Consider the following 17,228-nt stretch of genomic DNA (forward strand, 5'->3'; position numbering starts at 1 on the left):
CGCCCCGTCGCCGGGCAGCGCACTTGAAGCCGCCCTGCTATGTCCCCATTGTTCGAGCTGACTCCCCCAACAAGAGGTCGCAAGCATGAGCGCAGGACAGGGTTCCACCGGCAATGTCATCGCCGCCATCTGCAGCTTCTTCGTGCCGGGCCTGGGCCAGCTGGTCCAGGGACGCATCCTTTGGGCGATCGGCTGGTTCGCGCTGGCCTGCGTGGCCTTCGCCGTCACCTGGCTGGTGACGCTTTCGCTGCTTCCGTTCGGCTGGTTCGTGATCAGCCTGTTCTCCTGCATCCACGCCGCGGTCTATTCCCCGGCGAACCGCTGACCGGTGCGGCGGCGCGGGCTCAGGCCTGCGCCGCCAGCCAGGTGGCCATTTCGGCGGCGGCCAGCGGCCGGGTGAACAGGTAACCCTGCGCCTCGTCGCAGCCCTGCTGGCGCAGCAGCTGCAGCACGTTTTCGGTTTCCACGCCCTCGGCCACCACGCTCAGTCCCAGGGCGTGGCCCAGGCTGACCACCGCGTGGGTGAGCTCGAGCATGTTGGGCGTGGTGTCCATGCGGCTGACGAAGCTGCGGTCGATCTTGAGGTTGCGCAGGGGGAAGCGGTGCAGGTAGCCCAGGTTTGAGAACCCGGTACCGAAGTCGTCGATCGACAGCGTGATGCCATTGGCCTTGAACAGCGCGAAGGTATTGCGCAGCACCTCGCTGTCGCGCATCAGCGCCGATTCGGTGATTTCCAGCACCAGCCGGTCGGTGGGCCATTGCTCGCGCGCGCAGGCCTCAAGGACCTGGGTTCCGAAATCGGGGTCGCGCAGCTGCAGCGGCGACACGTTCACCGCGATGCGGCCGAATTGCAATCCGGCCTCGTGCCATGTCCGCGCCTGGCGGCAGGCTTCGCCCAGCACCCAGCGACCAATCGGCAGGATCTCGCCGCAGTCTTCGGCGACGGGAATGAATTCCGTCGGGAAACGCGACTCGCCCGCCGTGGTGGTCCAGCGCAGCAGCGCCTCGATGCAGGAAACGCCGCCGTCGTCCATCGACATGGTGGGCTGGAAAGCCAGGTGCAGCTCGTTGCGCGCGAGCGCCTGGCGCAGCTCCTGTTCCAGCGTCACCCGCCGCTGCACCCGCTCGTAGAAGCTGGCGTTGTAGAACTGGAAGGTGTTCCGGCCGGCGTCCTTGGCCGCGTACATGGCGGTGTCGGCGGCGCGCAGCATGGATTCGAGGTCGAGGTTGTTTTCCCCAAGCAGCGCGATGCCGATGCTGCAGCCGACCTGCGCCTCGCCGTTGGCCAGGTTGATCGGCTTGCCCACCACCTCGATGATCTTGCGCGCCACCAGGGCGGCATCCTCGGGTCGGGCGATCTCGCGCAGAAGCACCAGGAACTCGTCGCCGCCGAGCCGGCCGACCAGGTCCGAGGCGCGCACGCACTGGCGCAGTCGTCCGGCGATTTCCTGCAGCAGCAGGTCGCCGGCCTCGTGGCCCTGGGTGTCGTTGACGTACTTGAAACGGTCCAGGTCCAGGAACAGGAGCGCCAGCGGCTGCCCGGTGCGGCGGGACAGCTCGATCGACTCTTCGGCACGCTCGCGGAACAGGAACCGGTTGGGCAGGCCGGTCAGGGTGTCGTAGTGCGCCAGCTGTTCGATGCGCTCGCCGGCCTCGTGTTCCTCGGTGATGTCCTGGGTGAGGCCGGTGATGCGGTAGGGCTGGCCCTCGCGCAGCTCGAGGCTGCCGGTGACGCGCAGCCAGATGCGGCGCTCGTCGGGCGTGATGTAACACAGGTCGGCGGTCTGTTCCGGAAGGTGTTCCTTGACCATGCGCTGGAAAGCGACGCGGAGCTTCTGCGCCGATTCGGGCGTGTAGTTGGGCAGCGTGTCTTCCAGTTGCAGCGGCGTGCCGGGCTCGATGCCATGGATGCGGTAATTCTCGTCGGTCCAGTGCAGCTCGCCGTTCTCGACCAGCAGCTCGAAGCCGCCGATGCGGCCCATGGCGGCGATGCGGTCGAGCAGGTCGTTGCGCCAGCGCGAGTTTTCCTCGGCGTTGCGCTGTTCGGTGATGTCGTGCAGCACGCCCACCAGGCTTTGCACGCGCCCGTCGTCGCTGAGGATGGCCTCGGCGCGGGCCTGCACGATGCGGCGCTCGCCGTTGGGGCGAAGCATCACCAGTTCCAGCGCATAGGGCTTGGCCTGCTTGAGCAGGGCCACCGACGCCGCATGCAGGCGCTCGTAGGATTCGGCGGTGAACAGGTGCCGCTGGTTGCGGAACTTCGGTGGCGATTGATTGTTCGACAGGCCCACGATCCAGTACAGCTCGTCCGACCACCACAGCTTGTCGTTCTCCGGGTCCCAGCTCCAGTTGCCCAGGTGGGCGACATGCTGGGCCTGGTTGAGGATCAGTTCGCGCTCGCGCAGCTGGGCTTCGATCTGCTTGTAGTCGTGGATGTCGGTATGGGTGCCGACCACGCGCTTCGGACGGCCGCTGCTGTCCCAGGTGATGGCGCGGCCCCGGTCGAGCACCCAGCGCCAGCGCCCGTTGGCGTCGCGCACGCGGTAATCGACGATGTAATTCTCACGCTCGCCGGTCAGGTGGGCGTGCAGCGCCACCTTCATGCGCGGGCGATCGTCGGGGTGGATCAGTGTCTGCCAGGCATCGAAGCTGCCGGCGAAAGCGTCACGGGCGTAGCCAAGCATCGTGAAGCAGCGACCGGACCGGTACACCCTGTCACGCTCCGCGTCCCAGTCCCACAGGCCGTCCTGGGCGTTTTCGAGCGCGAAGCGCCAGCGGGCACGTTCGGGCGAATCGGCCAGGTCGGGCGCTTCGTCCTGGCTGAACACGCTGACGGTGTAACCCAGGACCTCGCCGCCGGTGCCGGTGACGGCGCGCAGCAGGCAGTCGAGCGTGTACTTCGGGGTTTCGTGGCGATGCTGGATTTCCCGGTCCGGGTGTTCAGCCAACTGGCGCATGCCGTCGGCCAGCGCCTGGCGCAGGTCGTCCTCGAGCTGGCCCCCCACGAGGCTGCGGGCCCGTTCGTTGCCCGCGATCAACCGCCCCTGGGCGTCGAGCGCCAGCAGGGCGCGTCGCGAGGGGTGCTGCAGCAGGCTGGCCAGGAACGCGTGGTCGGCGTTCACGTCCGGGCCGGTGGGGTCGGCGTGTGGCGGGGTGGCATCAGGCATACGTTAGCTTCAGCGTCACATAAGTGCAGCCCCGGAACCGTGGTCTTTTGCACGATTCCGTTCGCAATCCCTGCTCCAGCGGATTGGACGGGCCTGCGTGCGATAATTGCCGACCCCCTCAAATGTGGCCCGGCCCGTGAGAGCAGAGGTTTCCGAGACTATCACCGGAATGGATTTCGACGCGCTGCTGGCGCGCATCGCCGACGACGTCAGGCCGCTGATCCCGCAAGGCAAGGTGGCGTCCTACATCCCACGCCTGGCGCAGGTCCCGGCCGACCGGTTCGGCATGGCGGTGGCGACCCTGGACGGCCGCCGATTCTCGATCGGCGATGCCGGCACGGCCTTCTCGATCCAGAGCATTTCCAAGGTCTTTTCGCTCTCCATGGCGCTCGACGCCCTGGGCGGCGACCTGTGGCAGCGCGTGGGGCGGGAGCCCTCGGGCAGCCCCTACAACTCGCTGGTCCAGCTCGAGGACGAACGCGGCATTCCGCGTAATCCCTTCATCAATGCCGGCGCCCTGGTGGTCGCCGACGTGGTGCTGTCCAAACGCCGCGACGGCCTGGATGCGCTGCTGGCGTTCATCCGGGAGCGGGCCGGCAACCCGGACATCCAGGTGGACACCGACGTGGCCGAATCCGAAGCCCTGGCCGGGTTCCGGAATGCGGCACTGACCAATTTCATCCGCAGCTTCGGCAACATCGAGCAGCCCGTGGACGAGGTGCTGGACTTCTACTTCCGGCAGTGCGCGATCGCCATGAGCTGCGAAGACCTGGCCCTGGCCTTCCTGCACCAGGCCGACGGCGGCCGCTGCCGGCGCACGGGCGTGCAGGTCATCAGCCCGGTGCGGGCCCGGCGCATCAACTCCCTGATGCTCACCTGCGGCACCTATGACGCCGCGGGCGACTTCGCCTTCCATGTCGGCCTGCCGGCGAAAAGTGGCGTCGGCGGCGGCATCGCCGCGGTGGTGCCGGGCGCCCTGGCACTGGCCGTCTGGTCGCCGGGCCTGGACGAACGCGGCAACTCCCTGGCCGGCACGGCGGCGCTGGCCCGGTTCACCGAGCTCACGGGCTGGTCGATCTTCTGACTTACCCCGCCGGGTCGCGCAGCCGGGGCTGCGGTTGATCTGCGCGGCGTGGCATAATCCGCCCCCGGGCGCCTGTAGCTCAGCCGGATAGAGTAGTGGCTTCCGAAGCCATTGGTCGGGGGTTCGAATCCCTCCAGGCGCGCCAATCTCCTTCAATCCGACGCCTTGTCCTCCCCGGGCGCTTCGACGCGATACCCCGCCTGTTCCAGCAAACGCAGATAGCTGCGTTCGCCGATGATCCGCGACATCGGCAGGACGGCGAAACTCTCGCGATGTTCAGTCAGCGCACTCTTTGCCGCGGCCAGCCAGGCGGCTTCGACCCGGGCCGGCAGGTCGGTGAGGCCCCGGCTTTCCGCAAGACTGGTCTGCAGCAGCGCTTCCGTGCACGCCTGGCTGTTGTCGGCGTAGGGAAGGTCCTGCAGCATCGCCACCTCGCCCAGCGCCCAGGCGTTGGCCCGTGTCGCCAGGGTGTCCAGGTCGCGCTCCACCTGGTCGAGCGTGAGGCGGAAACATTCGAGGTCGTCCAGCTCATCGCGGCTGAACTGCTTCAGCGCAGCCCGGGCATTTTCGACCCGCAGGCTGATGGTTGGCTGCTCAAAGGGAACGCCGCTGCGCCTGGCGGCCCGCTTCACTTCGCGGCCAACCACGTCGCGCCAGGAGAGGTCGTTGCGGTCGAAGGCTTTCTCGCGCAGTTCCATCGCGGCGGCGATGGGGCGGCGGTTCTCGACGCCGCGGTCGCGCCCGAGATAACGCGCCTTCAGGACCTGCCAGCGGGCGTAGTCCGCTGCCGGCAGCACGTCCTGCAGCTGCTGCTTGTCGGGGTTGTTGCGCGCGCGCAGGGCCGAAGGCAGCAGGAACATGCCGCCCAACGCTCCGCCCCTGGTCGTCAGGCTCACTTTCGGCGAAAGCAGCACGACGCCGGAGGCCGAGATGCGCTCCCTGACTTCGTCCGAACTCCACTCCATGCGCTTGGGCAAGGGCGCCAGCGTTCCCAGCACCCACAGGACATTGCCGTCGCGCGACACCTTCCACAGCCCCGGCCCCGGCTGGACGCCGCTGACGACCACGGTCTCGAGCGTAGGCAGGTCCGCCCGTTCCGGCGCGACCGGCGGCGCAACCGCCGGCGCAGCCAGGGCCGGCAGGGCCACCAGCAGGCATGCAAGCGGAAAGGAATACGTCCGGGGGCGGCGTTTGCTCATGGCGGCATTGTGCCGCAACGGCCCGTCTAGGGCGGGCCGGGCAGCACCGAGCCGCGCAGCCGCAATGAGCGTGCCAGGTAGGCTTCAAGCGCCGGCGACGGGGGCTCGGGCGGGTCGGAACCCAGGTGGCGATGCAAGGCCCCTTCTACCAGGTAAAGCCAGGCTTCGCGGGTCAGCGGGTCGTCCATGCCATGGCCGGCGTCCGGCTCGACGAACAGGCTGACGTCCTTGCCCAGCAGCGCCAGCGTCGCCGCATAGTGGCTGACGCCGCGAAACGCCACGCGTTCGTCCCGGCCGCCGGCGAACAGCAGCACCGGACGCGTCAGTCTCTCCGCATGTGCCAGCGGCGACTGAGCCGCCAGGCTCTTGATTACGCCCGGGTCTTCGGGGTCGACGCCGAGCAGGGCAAAGGTCGTCGCGAGCGGCACGCCCGCCTGCAGGCTCAGGTCGCTGTTGTGGACGGCCCACCGCAGGGTCCAGCCGAAATCTGTCGGCGGTACCGCTGCCAGGGCGAGGCGATAACGCTGCGGCGAAAACGTCACGCCCAGCAGCGCGGAGTAACCGCCGAACGAAGCCCCGACGATGGCGACCCGCTGAGGATCACCGATTCCCCGGGACAGGACGACCTGCGCCCCTTCGTCGATGTCCTGCTGCACCCGGCCGTTGCCGAAATCGCCTCCCGGCGCCAGCAGCATCTCGCGCCCGAAGCCGGTGGATCCGCGGAAGTTGGGCTCGAACACCGCCACGCCGCGACTGGCAAGCAGTGCGGCAAATGGCGAATGACCCGGACGCGCCGCCGACCACGGGCCGCCGTGCACCGACACCACCAGCGGCACCTTCGATGCGTCGCGCCCCGCCGGCAGGGTCAGGAAGCCATGCAGTTCGCGGCCATCGGACGCCGTCCAGCGTACCGGGCGCCTTGGTGGCTGCGCGGGCGTAGCGGCGTCGGGCACCAGGTCGAACGATTCGAGATGCCCGGCCAACGGATCGAAACGCCAGGTGCGCACGCCGGCCCGTGTCGCCACGCGCTGCTCCACCCACCACGGCGCCTTCGCCGACGGTCCAAGCTGCAGCGACAGGTCGCTGTCCGGCAGCGCCTGTTCAAGCTGCGACAGCGCCTTGTGCACGTCCGGATTCCGCGCCAGCCAATGCGGCTGTGTGCTGCGCCAGGCCAGAAGCACGGGTTCGCGGGTCTGGTGATCGAATACAACCTGGTCCAGGTCCGCCTCGGCGCGCGGGTCCGGCGCGATTGCGACAACACCATGCTCCGGTGAGTAGCGCTGCAGCTGCTGCAGGTCGGCGCCCAGGTCGCCCAGCAGCCAGAGGCCGTCTTCACCGTCGCGGGCGAGCAGGCGGCAACGGTGCAGGTTCGTGCAGTCGAAACGTTCGTGCAGACGGCCGCCGGCGTCGGCCTGGTAGACCACGTGACGCGCGGCCTCGGCCTGCCGCAGCCAGGCCAGTTCTCCGTCCGGCGTCAGCAGCACGTCCAGGATCGGCCTGTCGCTTTCATGCAGCTTCACTGCCTCGCCATCGGCACGCCATCGCCAGACGGCGGTTCGCCAGGGCACCGCGCCATCCGGCGATTGTTCGTGCAACAGCACCGCATCGGGTTTGCCCGGACCGGTATCGAGCAGCGTGCGCGAGCGGCGGTCCTGCCAGCGCGCGAGGATTTCGCCGGCGCCTGCCGCCTCGCGGTCGAACGCCATCAGCTGCGTCGGCGTCAACACGAACAGCCAGCGGCCGTCGGGCGACCAGCGCAAGGACGCGTCGTCCAGTCGCGGCAGCAGGCGAACCGGTTCGCCGTTGTCCAGTGGCCGCCACCAAAGGCTGCGCTGGTCCTGGTCGCGGCGCAGGTAGGCCACGTACTGGCCATCGGGGGACAGCAGACTGCGCTCGAGCCGCGCGGGTCGCATCGCCGTCTCGCGGGACAGCGTGGGGATGGTCGGCCAGTCGGCCGCCTCGGCGCCGGCAATGGCCCAGTCATCCGCCGCCGACGTTGCCGTGCACGCGAATGCCAGGCACAGGCCGCGGGTCAAACGCCGCCACCAGCTCATGCGTGGTCGCGCCTCGGGTAGAGCAACCACTGGGCCAGCAGGCCAGGCAAGCCGATGAGCAGGCAAACCAGCACCCAGATCACCCGCGCGCGACGTCCCAGCGCCTGCCGGCGACCCCAGGCCCAGGAACCGATGGCGGCGACCAGGGCAGCGAGTCCGGCGGCAAGCCAGGCCGCCGCGGGGCGCGGGCCGGGACCGCCGGCCTGCAGCGGGTTGGCCGTGGCGAACAGCTGCACGAGGGCCTGGCGTGCGCGGCTCAACGTTGGGGACACCCACCACTCGTAATGCCGAAGCAGTTGCGGGAAGTCGGGTGCCAGGTCGCGGCGCGCCACCTCCTGCGGCGAGCCTTCCGCGGGCCAATGCCAGACCGCCTGCCAGGCCTCGCCCGTGCCATCGATGCTGCCGCGCCCCACGGTGATGGAAACGAGTTCGCCGTCGATCAGCTCCATCAGGTCTATCCGCGCAAGCCGCGCGCCATCGAGCGAAAGCGGCAGGCGCTGGCGTGGCGCGAGGGCGGCGGTACCGGTGCGGAAGGCACGGGCGTCGTAGAGGTAAAGCGCCTGGTCGCTCAGTACCGCCAGCGACTCGCCGGCGACCGCCGGCGGCGCGGCCAGGGTTTCCGTCGCTGGCAGCTCCAGCACGACGTCGATCTGCTGGCGATCGTTGTCGTAGCGGTAGAGCGCGTGCGCCGTCGCCATCAGGCCATCGCCGACCAGCAGCGGTGGCGACGGAAACCGCTGCTGCGTTTCCCCGACGCCCAACACGCCCTCGCGTTCGCGATTGACCGGATTCACGCCCAGGAAACGCCCCGCGTCATGGCTGAAGGTGTAGCGCCGGCGATTGTCGGCGTCGTCGAACTCGGCGAGCACCGGATTGGTCAACGCATGCACGAGGGGAAACGCGGTGAACTCCGGCGACAGCGAACCGAGCCTGGACAGTGGAACCTGCTGCCGCCACAGCGGCGCCTGCGCATGTTCGCTGCCGGCCAGTCCGGCCAGCAGCAGCTCGCCGGCGTCGGCTCGGCTGGCTTCCACGTAGCCGCCCGCCGGCGGCGTGCCATTGAGCGGGTGGTTGCCGAGCACCATCCAGCCCAACTGGTAGCCGAGGCTGGCCAACACCAGCAGCACGTAGGCGCCAAAGGCCAGCGGTACAGCTGCCAGGCCCTGGCCTGCCGCCGTGCGGGGTGGCGCCGTCAGGTCCGGCTTGAACACCACCCGCAGCCACGCCGCCAGCCAGGCAAGCACCAGCACCTGCACCGCCAGCGCCCAGACGCCGCTGGCCTGGCTTGCGAACCACAGGGCCGGCGGCACCAGCGCAAACGCGGCGACCCGCCGCGTGCTCAGCATCGCAATGGCGCCTGCCAGGTAGCCACCCATGGCGATCAGGCCGGCCGCCAGCGGCAGCGCGGCGTGGCGCAGGTCGACGACCCGCGCCGTCCAGGCCCATTGCCCGAGAACGAGCAGAAGCAGCGGCAAGAGCACGGCAAGGCACAACAGCGCGCCGGCGGCCGACGACAGCGCCGCGACGATGCGGCCCGGCGGCAGCGGCCGGTGCAGCAGGTTCAGCCAGGCATTGGGGCGCCGGTAGCTGCCCATCTGGTACAGGCCCAACAGCAGGCCCAGGACGAAGTACAGGCCCGCGACGATGGCATGCACGAAGTCCGGTTGTTGCAGTGGATCGACCAGGCGTGCAAAGAAGCCCAGCACCGCCAGGTGCACGATCGCCGCGGCGATGGCCCAGGTGCGGAAGCGCAGCAGTTCGGCCTGCAAGAGCTCACGCATGGCGCAGCTCCGTCGGGGCCGCGTGGTGCTTGGCCAGGAATCCGTTCACGGCGCGGTCCAGGCTCACCGGCATCGACTGCACCGTGCGGGCTCCGACGCTGCGCAGGAAATCGGCGAAGCCCTCGTCCTGGTCCAGCACCAGGTAATGCTGCAACCCATCGAGTTGCTGGCGCTGCAGCAGGCCGGGCACGGTTTGCGGCGGCGGACCCTGGAAGGGGATGTCGGCCACCCACAGCGAAACGCGTTCGCAAAATTCGTCCGGCGCCGACATGTGGGCAAGGCGGCCGCGCTCGAGGATCACCAGGTTGTCCGCGACCCGCTCGATCTCCTCCATCTGGTGCGAGCAGTAGATAACCGTGCAGTCCTCGGCCGCGTTGCTGTAGAGCAGCGATTCGAGGAAGGCGCGCTTGGCGACCACGTCCAGGCCAAGGGTCGGTTCATCGAGCACCAGCAACTCCGGCGATTGCGCCAGCGCGAGCGCCAGGTTCAGGCCGGCCCTTTCGCCGCGCGAGAGCTGGCTCACTTTCTGGCCCTGTTCGACCTGGTAGTGGCCAATCACCTCGTCGAACGCCGCCTGGCGCCAGCGCGGGTAGTGCTTTTTCTGCATGGCCGTCACGGCGGCCACCGTCATCCAGCCCGGCAGCGTGTGCTCTTCATTGACGAAACCGATGCGGCTGCGGTCGGCGGGAGCCAGCTGCTGGCTGTCGACACCCAGGATCCGCGCCCGTCCCGAGCTGGGCGGCAGGAAGCCGAGCAGGATGCGGAACAGGGTCGACTTTCCGGCGCCGTTGGCACCGACGATGGCGTGGATGCGGCCGCGCGGGATCGCCAGGCTCAGACCGTCGAGGGCGTGCTTGCGGCCGTAGCGCTTGACCAGCGCGTCGGTCTGGATGACCAGGTCGTCGTCGTTCATCGCGGCTACCTCAGGCGCGCTTGCGCGGCCGCAGGGCGCGCAGTTCCAGCTGCAGGCGCGCCTGCACGTCGGCGGCCGGGATATCCAGCGCCACCACGTCGTTTACGAAACGCTGCACGGCGTCGTCGAAGCGACGCTCACGCTCGGTGTCACTCAGGCGCTGGCGCGGAGTGGCCACGTACAGGCCCAGGCCCTGGCGCGACTCCAGCCAGCCCTCTGCGGTGAGTTCGGCGTAGGCCTTGGCCACGGTGTTGGGATTGACCATCAGCTGCTGCGCAAGGCCACGCACGCTGGGCACCTGGTCGCCGGCCGCCAGGCCGCCGGTGGCGACCTGCATGCGGACGGCGTCCACGATCTGCTTGCTTATCGGGCGGGCATCGCCGGTGGCGATCTGGATCATCAGGGGGCGGGTTCGGGCCATGGCGCTGCGTCCGTACTGTACTAGTGCGGACAGTACACCTATCCGACTGGCACGGCAAGCCCTGGAGCTGCGTGTGTAGGTAGGCCCCGGCAACGGCCGGCTGGCCTTTCCCCTCAACAGGAGTTCCCCATGTTCAAGTCCCTGCCCCTGTTTGCCCTGCTCGGCCTGGCGGCTTCCCCCGTACTGGCCGCCGAACAGGCCTGGACCGGCTGGCATTTGGGCGGCCACGCCGGCCATGCCAGCGGCGATTCCCGCGCCGATGTCAGCCTGGGCGGCCAGTGGTCCATCGAATCCCAGGCGCTGCGAGACGACGTCAGCGCTGGCTGGTCCACGGACCTGGACCCGGACGGCAGCGCCTTCGGCCTGCTGTTCGGCTACGACCATCAGTTCGCCAGCGGTTTCGTGCTGGGCGCCGAGCTCGACTACGCTTCGCTCGACATCAGTGACAGCCGGGCCACCGGCCCGCAGCCGACGCCGTCGGTGCCGACGCTGAGCTACGACTACGGCAACCGCATCGAACTAGACGACAAGTGGTCACTGCGGGCGCGTTTTGGCTACGCCAGCGGCCGGCACCTGTTCTTCGCCAGCGCCGGCTGGGTGCAGGTGGAAGCCAGCGCCAGTGCGTCCGTGGCCAGCAACGGCGGATATCTCAAGCTGGGCCGGGAGTCCGACACCCTGGATGGATTCGAGTGGGGCCTGGGTTACGCCTACGACTTCGGCAACCAGTGGTCGCTGCGCGGCGAATACCTGATGACCGACCTCGACGACCTGCGCTACGACACCGGTTACCTGCCCGGCAGCACCTTCACTTCGCCGGCCTACCTGGAATCGGTGCGCCAGGACGTCGATTTCGACACCTTCCGCATCGCGCTGGTCTACCGCTTCTGAGCCGGGTCCGGGGTCAGCCCTGGCTGGCCCCGGCTTTCGCCTGCGCCAGCGCGGCGTCGCCGCAGCCCAGGAACTGCGAGCCTTGCAGCCACTTCGGGTCGGGGTAATAGGCGAACACCAACTGGCCCTGCTTCAGGGTGTCGATGACCTCGCGCGCCACTTCCGGGCGCACCGCGGGGCAGCCGTAGCTGCGGCCCAGGCGACCCTGGACGGCCGCGGCCAAGGGATTCACGTAGGGCGCGCCGTGCATCACGATCAAGCGGTCGCGGGCGGCGTCGTTGATGCCTGGCTCCAGGCCATCCATGCGCATCGAGTAGCCGTTGCCGCCGTGGTAGGTCTCGCCGGTGCGGAACAGGCCCAGGCTGGACTGGTGGCTGCCTTCGCGGTTGGAGAAATCGGTGGCGAGGTTGCCGCCGCTGCCCTGGCCATGGGCCACGTGTTCGGCGAACAGCAGCCGGGCCTGGTCCAGGTCGAACACCCATAGCCGTGGCTCGGTGGACGGCCGCGAATAATCGATCACCGCCAGCCGGCGGGCCGAGGGAGCGCTGGCCAGGGCGCATTCGCGCGCCTGCAGCGCCAGCGCCAGCACCCGGGCGTCGGCCTCGGGCGCCTGGGCCTGCAGCTTTTCCAGCAGCGTGGCCTTGGCCAGCGCCGGGCCGGCGGCCAGCAGGGCGGCGCAGGACAGCGCTCGCAGCAAGGTCATCAGGGCGTTTCCACGGTCATTGCCCCTCAGCATGGGGCCTGGCCGGCGGGATTTCATCCCCGGCCTCGATCACGGTCAGCGCCGGGGCCCGGCGCAGGGCCTCGTCGGTGACCACCAGCGTGGCCCCGGGCACCAGGATGTCGTAGACCCGCGCCAGGAAACGCGGGTCCGCGTCCAGGCCTGCCGGGCCCAGGACGCCGGCCGGGTCGTCGGCGCCGTCGCCCAGCACCCGCAGCCAGCGGCGGCGCGGCCGATCGGGCAAGGACGTGGCCGCGTCCGGCTGCACGCCGTCGAGCAGCAGGTAGGCGCGGGTGCCCGCGGGCAGCGGGCCGGTGAGGTTTACCGGGCTGCGGCCAATCTCGACGCCTTCGCGCATCACCACCATTTCCCGCTCCGACAGGCTCAGCACCACGGTCACCTGCCCGGGTGGCGCCTGCCCGGGCTGCCAGCTGAAGACCGCATCCGCCGGCACCGGCAGCGACAGGTCGGCCACGCGGGTGCCCACGGTCGGCGGCGGCGCGCTTGCCGGGAACAGGCGGGGATCGGCAAGCATCGGCACGCGGGCCGGGTCGTCGGTAATCACCACGGTCATGCCACGCGTGGTGACGTCGTAGAGTTTTTCCGCGAAGGCCTCGGGCAGGCGCACGCAGCCATGGGAGGCCGGATAACCCGGCACCCGCCCCGCGTGCAGGGCGATGCCGTCCCAGGTCAGCCGCTGCATGTAGGGCATCGGCGCGTCGTCGTAGAGATTGGAGTAATGCTCGCGCTTCTTCTGCAGGACGCTGAACACGCCGGTCGGCGTGTCGTAGCCGGGTTTGCCGGTGCTGGCGGTAGCGACGCCGATGCGCACGCCGTTGCGATACACATACGCACGTTGTTCGGGAAGGCTGACCAGCACCAGCACCGGGCCCACCGGCGCCAGCTCCGGCGTCCACAGGTACTCGCCGGGCAACAGGCGCAGCGGCGAACCCGCAGGCGGCGTGGCCACGGCCAATGCTGCCGCCGACAGCGCGACCAGGCAGGCCGCCAACCCCAGGGTGATGCTCCGACGCATCGTGCCGCTCCCGCTTACGAACGGCCCTATGCTACGCGCCACTGCCTGCCGACGGGTTCAGGAATGAAAACGGCCCGAATCCATTCGGGCCGTGCCTGCGAAGACGAACCTGTTGGTCCCGAACCCACTCTGTAAGGTTCCAGGATCGCCGTGCCGTTGGAGAGAGAGTCTGGCGTCGCGGACGGCGACATCTTGGACCGGGACGATACCTCCGCCGTGTGCATGGATTGCGATTGCGGTAGTCGCGAAAAGCCTTGTTTTGAAGGGTTTCTGAACCATTTCAAACTGTCCGCGCGGACGTCCGCGTGGACATGACTTTCTACCCATGCCGCCCCCCGGGGCGCATGCAAACTCGGCGGATGTCCCTTCGGATTCCCGTCGATGTGCCCCGCTGCACTTTTTTCCACGGCTGATTTCCACCGCCTGGGTTTCGCCGGCGCGGTCGTTCCGGTGGCCGAACGTTTCCACGTGGTCGTAGCCGCCGCGCGCGGCGCGCAGGTGGATCTGCCTGCCGGCTGGGCTTCGGCGTGGTGGGTGCTGCAGGGCAGCCTGGGCGTGCAAGCGCCCGCATTCCAGGGCGAGGTCGCCAAGGGCCGCATGCTTGCCTGGCAGGACGGCCCGCTGCGGCTGTCGGCGCCGGGCCAGGTCGGTGCGATCGGCATCGCCGGGCCGGCGCACCTGTGGGCGCATCGCCTGCGCGACCAGCCCGGCGGCGGCGATCGCCTGCTGATGCCCTGGCAGGTCCGCCCGGGCCGCGAGCTTCGCCGCCTGATGCTGCGCGTCGCCCGCCTGTCCCGGCATGGCAAGGCACGCAACGAAGCCGCGCTGGGCGCGCTGGTGGCGGCCGTGCACGAAAGCCAGGCACCGGTGCGCGTCTACCTGGACGCCTGCAGCGGCCGCACCCGGCAGCGGCGCGAACAGGTGCTGCTGCGCCTGATGCGCGTGCGCCACCTGATCACCTTCGGCCGCCCGGCCCGGCTCGACCTCACCCGCCTGGCCGAGGTGGCCAACTATTCGCCCACCCACCTGATCCGCCTGTACCGCGAAGTGTTCGGCGAAACCCCGCTCGAACACGCCAACCGCCTGCGCGTCCGGCGGTCCTGGACGCTGGTGCGCGACACCCGCATGCCGATCGGGGACATCTCGGAAGTGATCGGCTTCGAAAGCAAGAGCGCGTTCTGCCGCTCGTTCAAGGCCAACTTCGGCGCCACCACCTCACAGGTCCGGCGCACCGGCACGGCCTGAAACCGGCGCCGTCGACGCCAGCCTTCCCCACGCCAAGAAAAAAGGCCCGCGATTTTCATCGCGGGCCTTGCCTTCCGTGCCGCGGCGCCTTCGGGGTGGCGCCGCGGACCGGGGACCTCAGAACGTCTGCGTGTAGCGCAGGTAGGTCGTGCGACCGTAGGCGTCGTACAGGTAGAAGTTCCACGGACGGCCGTCGAAGGCCACCAGTTCGGGGTAGCGGTCACCCACGTTGGTGGCGCCGACGGTGATGGTGCCGTTCCACGGCGCCTGCCAGCTCAGCTGCACGTCGTTGGTGGCGTAGCCGCCGACCGGGCCGTGTCCGCCGATGTAGTTGATGTTCCAGCCGGCGGTGAAGTCACCGAAGGTCCAGGTGTTGTTCAAGGAACCGCGGCGGTCCGGGTAGCCGTTGATGTCCAGGAACTCGGTGACGTTGCCCAGGCCGTCGTCGATTTCGTAGCTGTTGATGTACGAGATCGTCAGCTGGTTGCGCAGCTGGCCGTACTTGCCGAGGTCGAAGTTGGTGTTGGCCCGGAAGTCGATGCCGTCGGTGTCGAGCGTGCCCTGGTTGGCGTAGCCGGCGATGATCTCGTCGATGGCGCCATTGGCCCGGCGGGTGATGCTCATGCCCGGCGGGATCGGACCGTAGGTGGCCGGATCCAGGTCGGAGTTGATGATCGCCTGCGGGGTGATCTGGTTGATCGTGTTCTCGACCTCGATGGCGTAGTAGTCCACCGAGAAGTCCAGCCACTCCAGCGGATCCCACACGGCGCCGACGCTGAACTGCGTGGACTGCTCCGACTCCAGCTGCGGATTGGCCTGGAAGAAGGTGTCGACCTGCAGCTGGCAGTTGGCCGGCTGGCCGAGGGCGGCGCAGGACTGGGGGTCGTTGACCGGTTCGGCCGAGAAGGTGGTCTTCTGGGTCAGGATGTCCAGGCCCGGGGCACGGAAGCCCTGGCCGTAGGAACCACGAAGGGTCAGGTTTTCCAGCGGCTGCCAGCGCAGCGCGAGCTTCGGGGAGAAGTCGTTGCCGTAGTCGCTGTAGCTGTCCCAGCGGCCGGCCAGGGTCATGTCGAAGGTGCTCGAGAACGGCAGCAGCCACTCGAAGTACACGGCCTTGGCGTCGCGCGAACCAGCCGACGAGTTGCCCGACGAGCCCAGCACCAGGCCGGCTTCGGACAGCGAGTCGTACAGGTCGACCAGGGTGTCTTCGCGGTACTCGACGCCGAACACGCCGTTGGAGGTACCGCCGCCCATTTCGAACAGGTCGAAGCTGAGCAGCGCGTAGATCTCGTCGGTGGTCCAGCGCGAATCACGGCTGATGGTGGCCTGCATGCCCGACAGCACGTCCGGATCGGCACCGTAGGGGTCGCTCAGGTCGTAGTCGCCGTTGTTGGCGGCTTCGTTGGCCAGGGTGGCGACGATGTAGCCGCGGCCCAGTTCCGCGTACTTGTAGTCGGTGCGGCGCAGGCCGAAGTCCAGGCCGATGGTGTCGGTCAGCTGGCCCTGGAAACCGACCAGGTAGTCGGCATTGGTGGTGTCGGTCCAGTTGTCGCGGTTGCCCGCGGCGGCGAAGCGATGGAAGTAGTACGTCGGCAGGCCGTCGGTGGTGCCGGGTGCGCAGCCGCCCGGGCCGCAGGCAACGCCGCCGTTGATGTCGCTCTGGGTGCCGTCGTCGACAACCACCACGCCCGGCACGGGCGCGTAGCGGCCGAAGGTTTCGACCTTGGTCATCGTGGCGGCGCCGTAGACCGTCCAGTTGTCATTGATCTGGTGGTCGGCACGGATGAACACCGAGGTGTTGTCGACCTTGGCGTCGTTGGCGGCCACTTCCCGGAAGTTGAACGAGCACAGACCGTTGCTCAGCACGTAGAACGCACCCTGGGTGCAGTCGAAGCCGGGCACGGCCTCGATGGCCTGGGTGTCCCAGTTGTAATAGTTGTTGCCGTAGGTCGTGACGCCCGGGATCTGGCCACCGATCTGGTCGCGGGTGAAGACCATGCCGCGCTTGGACGAGGAGGCGCCGCCGATCACGCGGGTGCGGTCGGACGAGGAGCCGAAGACCACGGACATATCCTGCAGGTCGCCGCCGGTGACTTCGGTGGAGCCGACGCCATAGCGGATCTCGGCGCCGTTGAAGTCCTTGCGCAGGATGACGTTGACCACGCCGCCGATCGCGTCGGAGCCGTACACGGCGGACGCACCGTCGGACAGGATCTCGATGCGCTCGACCGCGGCCAGCGGGATGGCATTGAGGTCGGAGCCCGAAGACGCCGACATCGGGTTGGTCGGGGCGCGACGGCCGTCGATCAGCACCAGGGTACGGCCGGAGCCGACGCCGCGCAGGTCGATGGTGGCCAGCGACTGGGCCGAAGAGCCCGACTGCGGCTTGAAGTTGCCGAAGGAGGCGAAGGTCGAGTCGCGCAGCACATCGGCCACGGAAACGTCGCCGGAGGCGTCGATCTCGGCACGGTCGATGACGACCACCGGGACGGCGCCTTCGATGTCGGCGCGCTTGAGGCGCGAACCGGTGACCTCGATGGTGTCGAGGGTGGCGGCGGCGTCTTCCGACTCCTGCGCGATGGCGCTGGTCGTGGCCAGGGCGCCGGCCGAAACCGCCGCCATCGCCAGCAGCGCGCGCTGGATGGACGCGGAAAGCGTACGGGATTGCATCTTGTCTTACTCCACTGCTCAAGGCCGGAAGGCCGGAACGGTGATGTTT

The 17,228-nt window shown here is 68.9% G+C and carries 13 protein-coding genes and 1 tRNA gene; 5 read left to right on the plus strand and 9 right to left on the minus strand.

The annotated features are described in order from the left end of the window. The first annotated feature begins 85 nt into the window (after positions 1-85). On the plus strand, positions 86-325 hold the full coding sequence (locus tag ACYVJH_RS10085) for a hypothetical protein (protein WP_460454518.1): 240 nt from the start codon (positions 86-88) through the stop codon (positions 323-325). A 19-nt stretch (positions 326-344) separates the two neighbouring features. On the opposite strand, the gene ACYVJH_RS10090 is transcribed toward ACYVJH_RS10085, so the two are convergent. Beyond that, a complete protein-coding gene (locus tag ACYVJH_RS10090; protein WP_460454519.1) occupies positions 345-3,167 on the minus strand; it encodes a sensor domain-containing protein in 2,823 nt (940 codons plus the stop codon). A gap of 169 nt (positions 3,168-3,336) precedes the next feature. Here ACYVJH_RS10090 and ACYVJH_RS10095 point away from each other — a divergent pair, with 169 nt between their 5' ends. Together ACYVJH_RS10095 and ACYVJH_RS10100 are read left to right on the plus strand one after the other, a co-directional pair. Then, positions 3,337-4,251: a glutaminase gene (locus ACYVJH_RS10095; RefSeq protein ID WP_460454520.1), complete on the plus strand. Its 915-nt coding sequence runs from the start codon at positions 3,337-3,339 to the stop codon at positions 4,249-4,251. Between the two features lie 68 nt (positions 4,252-4,319). Beyond that, positions 4,320-4,396 (plus strand) — tRNA-Arg (locus ACYVJH_RS10100). Between the two features lie 7 nt (positions 4,397-4,403). On the opposite strand, the gene ACYVJH_RS10105 is transcribed toward ACYVJH_RS10100, so the two are convergent. The 5 genes from ACYVJH_RS10105 to ACYVJH_RS10125 are packed head-to-tail and all read right to left on the minus strand — an operon-like array spanning position 4,404 to position 10,619. Beyond that, entirely contained in the window at positions 4,404-5,450 is a 1,047-nt protein-coding gene (locus ACYVJH_RS10105; RefSeq protein ID WP_460454521.1) for a TraB/GumN family protein, read from the minus strand. Between the two features lie 26 nt (positions 5,451-5,476). Further along, positions 5,477-7,504, minus strand: coding sequence for a S9 family peptidase (locus tag ACYVJH_RS10110; protein ID WP_460454522.1), 2,028 nt, complete (start codon positions 7,502-7,504; stop codon positions 5,477-5,479). Further along, a complete protein-coding gene (locus ACYVJH_RS10115) occupies positions 7,501-9,285 on the minus strand; it encodes a hypothetical protein (RefSeq protein ID WP_460454523.1) in 1,785 nt (594 codons plus the stop codon). Before ACYVJH_RS10115 ends, ACYVJH_RS10110 begins: the two co-directional genes overlap by 4 nt. Then, entirely contained in the window at positions 9,278-10,198 is a 921-nt protein-coding gene (locus ACYVJH_RS10120; protein ID WP_460454524.1) for an ABC transporter ATP-binding protein, read from the minus strand. Before ACYVJH_RS10120 ends, ACYVJH_RS10115 begins: the two co-directional genes overlap by 8 nt. Before the next feature lie 10 nt (positions 10,199-10,208). Then, positions 10,209-10,619 (minus strand): GntR family transcriptional regulator, encoded by a 411-nt coding sequence (locus ACYVJH_RS10125; RefSeq protein WP_460454525.1) that lies wholly within the window; start codon positions 10,617-10,619, stop codon positions 10,209-10,211. Positions 10,620-10,748: 129 nt separating this feature from the next. Here ACYVJH_RS10125 and ACYVJH_RS10130 point away from each other — a divergent pair, with 129 nt between their 5' ends. Beyond that, complete coding sequence (locus ACYVJH_RS10130; protein WP_460454526.1) at positions 10,749-11,507, plus strand: outer membrane protein; 759 nt, start codon at positions 10,749-10,751, stop codon at positions 11,505-11,507. A 13-nt stretch (positions 11,508-11,520) separates the two neighbouring features. On the opposite strand, the gene ACYVJH_RS10135 is transcribed toward ACYVJH_RS10130, so the two are convergent. Both ACYVJH_RS10135 and ACYVJH_RS10140 read right to left on the minus strand, forming a co-directional pair. After that, on the minus strand, positions 11,521-12,243 hold the full coding sequence (locus ACYVJH_RS10135; RefSeq protein WP_460454527.1) for a murein L,D-transpeptidase catalytic domain family protein: 723 nt from the start codon (positions 12,241-12,243) through the stop codon (positions 11,521-11,523). Next, positions 12,227-13,264: a L,D-transpeptidase family protein gene (locus ACYVJH_RS10140; RefSeq protein WP_460454528.1), complete on the minus strand. Its 1,038-nt coding sequence runs from the start codon at positions 13,262-13,264 to the stop codon at positions 12,227-12,229. Before ACYVJH_RS10140 ends, ACYVJH_RS10135 begins: the two co-directional genes overlap by 17 nt. Positions 13,265-13,645: 381 nt before the next feature. Between ACYVJH_RS10140 and ACYVJH_RS10145 the strand changes: the two genes are divergently transcribed. Continuing rightward, the gene (locus ACYVJH_RS10145; RefSeq protein WP_460454529.1) at positions 13,646-14,509 is read left to right on the plus strand and encodes a helix-turn-helix transcriptional regulator; all 864 of its coding nucleotides are present in this window, start codon (positions 13,646-13,648) and stop codon (positions 14,507-14,509) included. Between the two features lie 117 nt (positions 14,510-14,626). On the opposite strand, the gene ACYVJH_RS10150 is transcribed toward ACYVJH_RS10145, so the two are convergent. Beyond that, complete coding sequence (locus ACYVJH_RS10150) at positions 14,627-17,179, minus strand: TonB-dependent receptor plug domain-containing protein (protein WP_460454530.1); 2,553 nt, start codon at positions 17,177-17,179, stop codon at positions 14,627-14,629. Positions 17,180-17,228: the final 49 nt, after the last annotated feature.

The organism is Arenimonas aestuarii (genome assembly GCF_054781715.1).

Bases quoted from the DNA above. Each gene is read 5' to 3' on its own strand.
- ACYVJH_RS10105 (WP_460454521.1), bottom strand. From the start codon at position 5,450: ATGAGCAAACGCCGCCCCCGGACGTATTCCTTTCCGCTTGCATGCCTG.
- ACYVJH_RS10135 (WP_460454527.1), bottom strand. From the start codon at position 12,243: ATGCTGAGGGGCAATGACCGTGGAAACGCCCTGATGACCTTGCTGCGA.
- ACYVJH_RS10090 (WP_460454519.1), bottom strand. From the start codon at position 3,167: ATGCCTGATGCCACCCCGCCACACGCCGACCCCACCGGCCCGGACGTG.
- ACYVJH_RS10130 (WP_460454526.1), top strand. From the start codon at position 10,749: ATGTTCAAGTCCCTGCCCCTGTTTGCCCTGCTCGGCCTGGCGGCTTCC.
- ACYVJH_RS10125 (WP_460454525.1), bottom strand. From the start codon at position 10,619: ATGGCCCGAACCCGCCCCCTGATGATCCAGATCGCCACCGGCGATGCC.
- ACYVJH_RS10140 (WP_460454528.1), bottom strand. From the start codon at position 13,264: ATGCGTCGGAGCATCACCCTGGGGTTGGCGGCCTGCCTGGTCGCGCTG.
- ACYVJH_RS10150 (WP_460454530.1), bottom strand. From the start codon at position 17,179: ATGCAATCCCGTACGCTTTCCGCGTCCATCCAGCGCGCGCTGCTGGCG.
- ACYVJH_RS10145 (WP_460454529.1), top strand. From the start codon at position 13,646: ATGTGCCCCGCTGCACTTTTTTCCACGGCTGATTTCCACCGCCTGGGT.
- ACYVJH_RS10110 (WP_460454522.1), bottom strand. From the start codon at position 7,504: ATGAGCTGGTGGCGGCGTTTGACCCGCGGCCTGTGCCTGGCATTCGCG.
- ACYVJH_RS10115 (WP_460454523.1), bottom strand. From the start codon at position 9,285: ATGCGTGAGCTCTTGCAGGCCGAACTGCTGCGCTTCCGCACCTGGGCC.
- ACYVJH_RS10095 (WP_460454520.1), top strand. From the start codon at position 3,337: ATGGATTTCGACGCGCTGCTGGCGCGCATCGCCGACGACGTCAGGCCG.
- ACYVJH_RS10120 (WP_460454524.1), bottom strand. From the start codon at position 10,198: ATGAACGACGACGACCTGGTCATCCAGACCGACGCGCTGGTCAAGCGC.
- ACYVJH_RS10085 (WP_460454518.1), top strand. From the start codon at position 86: ATGAGCGCAGGACAGGGTTCCACCGGCAATGTCATCGCCGCCATCTGC.